Source organism: Peribacillus sp. YIM B13482, from assembly GCF_042787975.1.
Taxonomy (GTDB): domain Bacteria; phylum Bacillota; class Bacilli; order Bacillales; family DSM-1321; genus Peribacillus; species Peribacillus simplex_A.
Genome location: NZ_JBHZPF010000058.1, coordinates 21,124 through 27,911, shown reverse-complemented (window position 1 = coordinate 27,911; position 6,788 = coordinate 21,124). Strand labels below are relative to the sequence as shown.

Annotated in this window: 8 protein-coding genes; 7 read left to right on the top strand and 1 reads right to left on the bottom strand. The window is 43.0% G+C overall.

Going from position 1 to position 6,788, the window contains the following annotated elements; genetic code table 11:
• Nucleotides 1-174: 174 nt before the first annotated feature.
• Nucleotides 175-1,104, bottom strand: coding sequence for a Na/Pi symporter (locus ACFX4L_RS21335; protein ID WP_377381474.1), 930 nt, complete (start codon nt 1,102-1,104; stop codon nt 175-177).
• Between the two features lie 235 nt (nt 1,105-1,339).
• Between ACFX4L_RS21335 and rpsU the strand changes: the two genes are divergently transcribed.
• The 7 genes from rpsU to yqfD all read left to right on the top strand — a co-directional run bounded on the left by rpsU (nt 1,340) and on the right by yqfD (nt 6,785).
• Nucleotides 1,340-1,513 carry a 30S ribosomal protein S21 gene (gene rpsU, locus ACFX4L_RS21330; RefSeq protein ID WP_028391853.1) on the top strand — a complete coding sequence of 58 codons (174 nt, stop codon included), beginning with the start codon at nt 1,340-1,342 and terminating at the stop codon, nt 1,511-1,513.
• A gap of 14 nt (nt 1,514-1,527) precedes the next feature.
• Entirely contained in the window at nt 1,528-1,971 is a 444-nt protein-coding gene (locus ACFX4L_RS21325) for a GatB/YqeY domain-containing protein (protein WP_377381477.1), read from the top strand.
• Between the two features lie 354 nt (nt 1,972-2,325).
• A complete protein-coding gene (locus tag ACFX4L_RS21320; protein WP_377406113.1) occupies nt 2,326-3,600 on the top strand; it encodes an NfeD family protein in 1,275 nt (424 codons plus the stop codon).
• Nucleotides 3,601-3,652: 52 nt separating this feature from the next.
• Complete coding sequence (floA, locus tag ACFX4L_RS21315; protein WP_375166284.1) at nt 3,653-4,642, top strand: flotillin-like protein FloA; 990 nt, start codon at nt 3,653-3,655, stop codon at nt 4,640-4,642.
• A 22-nt stretch (nt 4,643-4,664) separates the two neighbouring features.
• Nucleotides 4,665-5,168, top strand: a complete 504-nt coding sequence (locus tag ACFX4L_RS21310) for a hypothetical protein (protein WP_377406111.1) — start codon at nt 4,665-4,667, stop codon at nt 5,166-5,168.
• Nucleotides 5,169-5,297: 129 nt separating this feature from the next.
• A complete protein-coding gene (gene yqfC / locus ACFX4L_RS21305) occupies nt 5,298-5,582 on the top strand; it encodes a sporulation protein YqfC (RefSeq protein ID WP_034308511.1) in 285 nt (94 codons plus the stop codon).
• Between the two features lie 15 nt (nt 5,583-5,597).
• Entirely contained in the window at nt 5,598-6,785 is a 1,188-nt protein-coding gene (gene yqfD, locus ACFX4L_RS21300) for a sporulation protein YqfD (protein WP_061464103.1), read from the top strand.
• Nucleotides 6,786-6,788: the final 3 nt, after the last annotated feature.

Sequence of the window (6,788 nt, the reverse complement as noted above, 5' to 3'; positions counted from 1 at the left end):
AGTGAATGTCATGAAAATGCAAAAGAAAACGCCCCAAAATTAAGCTAAAGCGCGCAATTTTGAGGAGGAAATTGAAATTCACGAGTAAAAGCGCAATATCACGAGTAAAGCACCAAAACTCACGAGCAAACCGCCGAAATTGTCCCCAAAGCCATTGACTTTTAGGACAGGCCTTTATTTTTTAGGGGGACGGTGCACCCAAAGAATGAAGCTGGAGAATTGGCGTGCGAAAGGCAAGACAGCCAAAGAAGTCAAGATATTGAAAATGACACTAGCATGGGCGAGTTGTTTCCCCTCGTTTTCGGTGAAAAAGGCAGCCGTTCGTACCAGGATGTCCACAAAAGGCAGGAATGCAGCAACCCCGATGACGTTTAGCCAAATATGTGCATAAGCTGTGAAGGCAGCTTGTCTACCAGACCCGATGCTGGCCATGTATCCGGTGATGCAAGTGCCTATATTGGATCCAAACATGATGATGATTGCGGAAGTGACGGATAACTCCCCATTCATCAAAAAGCTCATGGCTATCCCGATGGTTGCCGAACTAGAGTGAATGAGTGCCGTCAATAATATCCCTGCTAATAGGGCATAACTGATATGGCCCTCTATGTAATTGATGAGCGTTTGTATGGATGGATAGGCTGCAATTGGTGTCGAAAGCGTTTTAAAACCACTCATAGCCGCGAAGATGGCCGAGATTCCGATCAGTGTCATCCCTAAGCTTCGCGATAATACATTTGGCATGAAGCAAAGGAAAGCGCCGCTGATGACACCTGGGATGATCCAACCATCCAAAGAGAAGGTCATGAACTCTGCCGTGAAGGTGGATCCGATATTCGTTCCAAGAATAATCCCGATTGTTTGCGGGAACGTTAAGCTTCCTGCAGAAACGAGGCCGACAGTCATGACCATGACCGCCGAGCTGCTCTGCAAGATCCCTGTAAAGATGGTTCCGGCCATGAAACCCTTCCATGGTTTATCCGTTACTTTTGAGAGGAATGTTTTTAATGCTGCACCGGACATATTGAACAACCCGATTCGTAAAACTGACATACCAGCCAAAAATATCGCAATGAATAGTAGGAATAAAAATAGTTCATACATGACTGTCACCCCTTTAATAACTTATGGTCCGTTAAGGGGAGACATGCTATAAATTGGGTTTCCATGCCGTTGAATGATGGTTTAAAGAAAAATTATGATAATAACATGATAATATTCAAAATAAGTTTGATTTTATTGGTTGACCTGCTAAAGATGATATATTATAATTGTTTAGTACATGTATAACATGTTGACAACTTGAGTTAGTGTGTTGTTTTCGGAGGGAGGGAAAGAGATGTCTAAAACCGTCGTTCGTAAAAACGAATCGCTTGAAGATGCTCTTCGTCGTTTCAAACGTACTGTATCTAAAGCAGGATCGCTTCAGGAAGCTAGGAAGCGTGAATTTTATGAAAAACCAAGCGTAAAACGTAAGAAAAAGTCTGAAGCTGCAAGAAAACGTAAATTCTAAGAGAGGGTGGAAAGATGAGTCTTCTCGAGCGTTTAAATAATGATATGAAACAAGCGATGAAGAACAAGGAAAAGGACAAACTATCTGTTATTCGGATGCTGAAAGCTTCTATTCAAAATGAAGCACTGAAGCAGAGACAAGATTTAACAGATGATGAAGAATTGACAGTGCTCTCTCGCGAATTAAAACAACGCAAAGACTCCCTCCAGGAGTTTGAAAACGCAGGTCGTTCCGATCTCGTGGATAAAGTCCGCACCGAACTAGTATACGTAGAGGCATATATGCCTAAGCAACTTTCAGAAGAAGAGATTTCTAAAATTGTTAAACAAACGATTGAAGAAGTCAATGCAACATCCAAAGCAGATATGGGGAGAGTTATGGGAGCTTTAATGCCTAAAGTTAAAGGTAAAGCGGATGGTTCTCTAGTAAACAAATTAGTACAACAACATCTATCTTAAACTCGAAACTTAAAACTCGAAACCTAACCGCAGGCAAATTGCCTGTGGTTTTTGTGTATTTCCTGGTTTTTGTGCGTATATTATTGAAACGAAGCCACAGATAATATGGGCACTTTCAATTTTATTTGCTTTTTTTGAAACCTTTTTCATATACATACGTAATAACTAAAGAACAGAGTATAGGGTTGCTTCATTTGCTCCTTATTCGAATTTTAGTTGCGGGCTGAATTTTACTGGTAAGTATCTTCCTGAAAATTGGAGGCACTTACAGCGTTTAAGACGGTAAAGGGGGGGGCGTTCTGCCTGAAAATTTGGCGTTATTTATCTGTACTCTTATTTGGATTGCTGTTCACCATGTCTTCATTTGGAGGATCGGTGGTTTCTGCAAAAGAGAAGATCGTTTACCATGTTCCAATTGAAGAAACGGTGGAAAAGGGACTCTCGGCCTTTTTGGAGCGTGCGCTGACCACTGCTGAAGCTGCTGATGCAGATCTTGTGGTATTCGAGGTGAACACCCCTGGAGGCGCTGTGGATGCAGCAGGGGAAATTGCGAAGTTACTGTCCGATTCACCAATTAAGACTGTTGCTTACGTGAATAACAGGGCTTTATCTGCAGGTGCATATATTTCCCTAAGTGCAGATGAGATCTATATGGTTCCAAGTGCCACTATGGGATCAGCGGCAGTGATTGATTCAACGGGGAACGCTGCAGGTAAGAAAGCCCAATCTTATTGGCTGGCTGCCATGAAGACTGCTGCAGAACAAAATGGTCGCGATCCCATATTCGCTCAGGCAATGGCGGATGATGACATCGACCTTCCCGAATATGGGGCGGAAAGGGGAAAGTTGCTGACATTTACAGCTGAACAGGCAAAAAAGGCTGGTTATAGTGAAGGCACCGTCTCTGGGAAAACGGAGTTGTATAGTATACTTGGGGTTGAGGATGCCGATATTCGGTCAATCGAAGAAAGCTTTCCAGAGAAACTTGCCCGCTTTTTGACCAATCCGATTGTCGTCCCCATTTTATTGACGATAGCAGGAATCGGGATTGTGATTGAATTGTTTTCACCTGGTTTTGGAATTCCGGGGGTAATTGGGATCTCCAGTCTTGTCTTATTCTTCTATGGTCATCTTGTCGCTGGTATCACCGGGTACGAATCGTTAGCGATGTTCATCATTGGGGTCATTCTTGTATTAGTTGAGTTTTTTATCCCAGGGGGGATTATCGGGCTGCTTGGATTTACGGCGATTGTGGGGAGTTTATTCCTCGCATCAGGTGATCCGGTTAATATGACGATATCCTTGCTAATTGCGGTCACCGTATCCATTTTGGTATTCATCCTACTTGTAAAGGTGTTTGGAAAACAAATGAAATTTTTCAGGAAAATGATATTAACCGATGCAACAAAAACGGAACAAGGATATGTCAGCAATCCGAATCGAGTGGATTTATTAGGTGTGGAAGGGAAGGCCCTTACAGATTTGAGGCCCTCAGGAACAGCTTTAATCAAAGATGAAAGAGTGGATGTCGTGACTGAAGGAAGCTTTATTTCCAAAGGGTCGTCGATCATGATCGTTAAAGTTGAAGGATCTAGGGTGGTCGTCCGGGAAATTCCGAATTCAGATTAAAAAATTTTAAGAAACAGGAAGGATGAATCATTAAGTGATAACTTCAGGAACGATATTTATTGTACTGGCAGTGATTGCTGCCATAATCGTATTGGCAGTGTTTTTCACATTCGTACCAGTAATGTTATGGATTTCCGCTTTAGCGGCAGGAGTCAAAATCAGTATATTTACATTAGTAGGGATGAGGCTTCGCCGTGTTATACCAAGCAGGGTTGTCAATCCGCTTATCAAGGCCCATAAGGCTGGAATCAATGTTTCAACGAATCAATTGGAGAGCCATTACCTTGCAGGCGGTAATGTCGATCGCGTAGTGAATGCTTTAATTGCTGCAGAACGTGCCAATATCGTGTTACCTTTCGAACGGGGTGCAGCTATTGACCTTGCAGGTCGGGATGTACTGCAAGCCGTTCAAATGAGCGTTAACCCGAAAGTGATCGAAACTCCTTTCATCTCTGGTGTAGCGATGAATGGTATTGAAGTGAAAGCAAAGGCGAGGATTACGGTCCGTGCCAATATTGAACGTCTAGTCGGTGGTGCCGGCGAAGAGACAATCATTGCCCGTGTAGGTGAGGGGATCGTATCGACGATCGGTGCTTCGAAAATGCATACGGATGTACTTGAAAACCCCGATTTGATTTCAAGAACGGTTTTATCAAAAGGGTTGGATTCTGGAACGGCATTCGAAATTCTTTCCATTGATATCGCTGAAGTGGATATCGGGAAAAATATTGGGGCCATATTACAGACTGACCAAGCTGAGGCCGATAAGAAAATAGCCCAGGCAAAAGCCGAAGAGCGCCGTGCAATGGCTGTTGCACTTGAACAGGAAATGGTTGCCCGTGTTCAGGAAATGAGAGCGAAGGTTGTTCAATCAGAAGCGGAAGTTCCGTTGGCAATGGCCGATGCACTGAAAAGCGGAAATCTGGGAGTGATGGATTATATGAATATCCAAAACATCACGGCAGATACGGATATGCGCGATTCCATCAGTAAAATATCCGAAAATCCAAAAGATAGCAATAACAACAATAATAATAATTAGGTCAGGGAAGGGAGGTCTTTAAATGGGAGATATTATTGATTTCTTTCTCAAGAACCCATTCCTTATCATTGTCTTGATCGGTATTTTTACGTCCATGTTAGGAAAGAAAAAGCAGCCTCAGCAAAATGATGATCCAAACAGGCCTCCGAAAAAGAACTGGCAGGAGGTCATACGGGAGCTTCAAGGTGAAATGTCACAAGGGGATCAGCAGCAAAGGCCTGCCCCTGCTCCCGTAAGGAAAGTCGAACAGCAGGCAACGCAGGCTGTTGAAGTAAACGATGAGACGAAGAATGAAGCGAACAAAAGGATTGCTGAGCTTAGACGGCTTCAGCAGAAGTACGATCAAGAGCGTTTATATCAAAAAGCGAAGGCAGATCAAATTACATCAGCGATATCTGATAACAGCAGTCCGGTCTATCGCAAAGGACCTTCTTTTGGCAAAAAGCAGCTGATTGATGGCATCATCATGTCAGAAGTGCTGGGACCGCCAAGGGCGAAGCGAAGTCTTCAGAGGTCCAGAAGGTAACAGAGTGCAACACCGGGCTTTTTTCATTACATCCTTGATGCCACGAAAAAATAGGCTTTCATTCCCTTATAATTTTGTGCTAGAACCCTCTTTCATTTCATACATTGAGATGAAAGGGGGTTCTTTTTTATGGCACGCAATTGGGGAAAAAAAGTGAAACAGCTTATGACCAAAACAATGGACCTTCCGCAAGATGTCATGATGGACCTGCCGCGAATTACAATGATCGGACAATTACATATTTATATTGAAAACCATCGTGGCTTATTGGCTTTTACAGACAGCGAAGTGCGATTGATGCTGAAAAATGGGCAGTTGCTGATAAAGGGAAACGCCTTTGTCATAAAGACGATTTTGCCGGAAGAAATCATGCTCGAAGGCAAAATTGACAAGGTTTATTTTATCAATGAATGATCCCGGGAGGTCTCCATGAAAAACCAATGGACAAACTATTATACAGGCTATGTAAAAGTGAAGGCATATGGAAAAGGCGCAGAACGGCTGATTAACATGCTGACGAGAAGAGGGCTGCATATCTGGGATGTGAAGCGCGTCGGCAGCGAAGCCCTGATTTTTCATATGGATGTTAGGGATATCCCTAAACTCCGTCAGGTCATGCGTAAGAGCGATTGTAAAGTAAAATTCATGCAGGGAAAGGGTGTCCCTTTCCTCATGAAGAGGGTTATGAAAAACAGCGGATTTTTAGTGGGCCTGATCGCTTTCCTGCTTTGCATATTTGTACTTTCCAATATGGTATGGGGCATCGAGGTACAAGATGCCAAGCCGGCAACCGAGCATGCCATCCGGAAAGAATTGGACAAGATGGGCGTGAAGATCGGTAAAGTGCAATTCTTTGTTGATGATGTGGATACGATTCAGCGTAAGCTGTCGGACCGGATTGGTGCATTGACATGGGTGGGGGTAGAGCTAAAGGGAACGACATACCATTTCCGGGTTGTTGAAAAACGGCAGCCTAAAGAAGTCGAGAAAACATCTCCACAGAATTTGGTAGCTTCCAAAAAAGCGATCATCACTAATATGTTCGTTGAAAAGGGACAATCTATAGTTAATGTGAATGATTATGTAGGAAAAGGACAGCTTCTTGTTTCAGGACTGATTGGAAAAGAGGATAAACAGGAAATTGTATCCGCAAAGGGAGTAATAAAAGGGAAAACGTGGTATAAAGCGAAAGTGGATGTTCCGTTAAAAACCAAGTTTGCTGTTTTTAACGGAAATGAAACGAGTAGGCACTTTTTGAAAATGGGGGAATTTTCACTGCCTATTTGGGGATTCAAGGATCCGGGATATGAAAAACAGGTAAAAGAAACGACAGTGAGGCCGTTTCACTTTCTTCAATGGGAACTGCCCATTTCTTATAAACAGGTGACCTTAAGGAGCAAGGAAGACATTGTTCGGAGTTATACAGAGGAAGAAGCGGTGAAGGAAGGCAGGAAAATGGCTAAAGCAGAATTGGAAAAGCATTTAGACGAGGAAGATGAAATCGTCGAAGAAAAAATTTTGCACGAAAGCATAGAGAATGGTAAAGTTAAATTATCTATACATTACCAAGTTATTGAAGATATAGCGATTGGACAGCCAATCATTCAAGGAGACTAACGA

Bases quoted from the DNA above. Each gene is read 5' to 3' on its own strand.
- ACFX4L_RS21335 (WP_377381474.1), bottom strand. From the start codon at position 1,104: ATGTATGAACTATTTTTATTCCTACTATTCATTGCGATATTTTTGGCT.
- rpsU (WP_028391853.1), top strand. From the start codon at position 1,340: ATGTCTAAAACCGTCGTTCGTAAAAACGAATCGCTTGAAGATGCTCTT.
- ACFX4L_RS21325 (WP_377381477.1), top strand. From the start codon at position 1,528: ATGAGTCTTCTCGAGCGTTTAAATAATGATATGAAACAAGCGATGAAG.
- ACFX4L_RS21320 (WP_377406113.1), top strand. From the start codon at position 2,326: ATGTCTTCATTTGGAGGATCGGTGGTTTCTGCAAAAGAGAAGATCGTT.
- ACFX4L_RS21310 (WP_377406111.1), top strand. From the start codon at position 4,665: ATGGGAGATATTATTGATTTCTTTCTCAAGAACCCATTCCTTATCATT.
- yqfC (WP_034308511.1), top strand. From the start codon at position 5,298: ATGGCACGCAATTGGGGAAAAAAAGTGAAACAGCTTATGACCAAAACA.
- yqfD (WP_061464103.1), top strand. From the start codon at position 5,598: ATGAAAAACCAATGGACAAACTATTATACAGGCTATGTAAAAGTGAAG.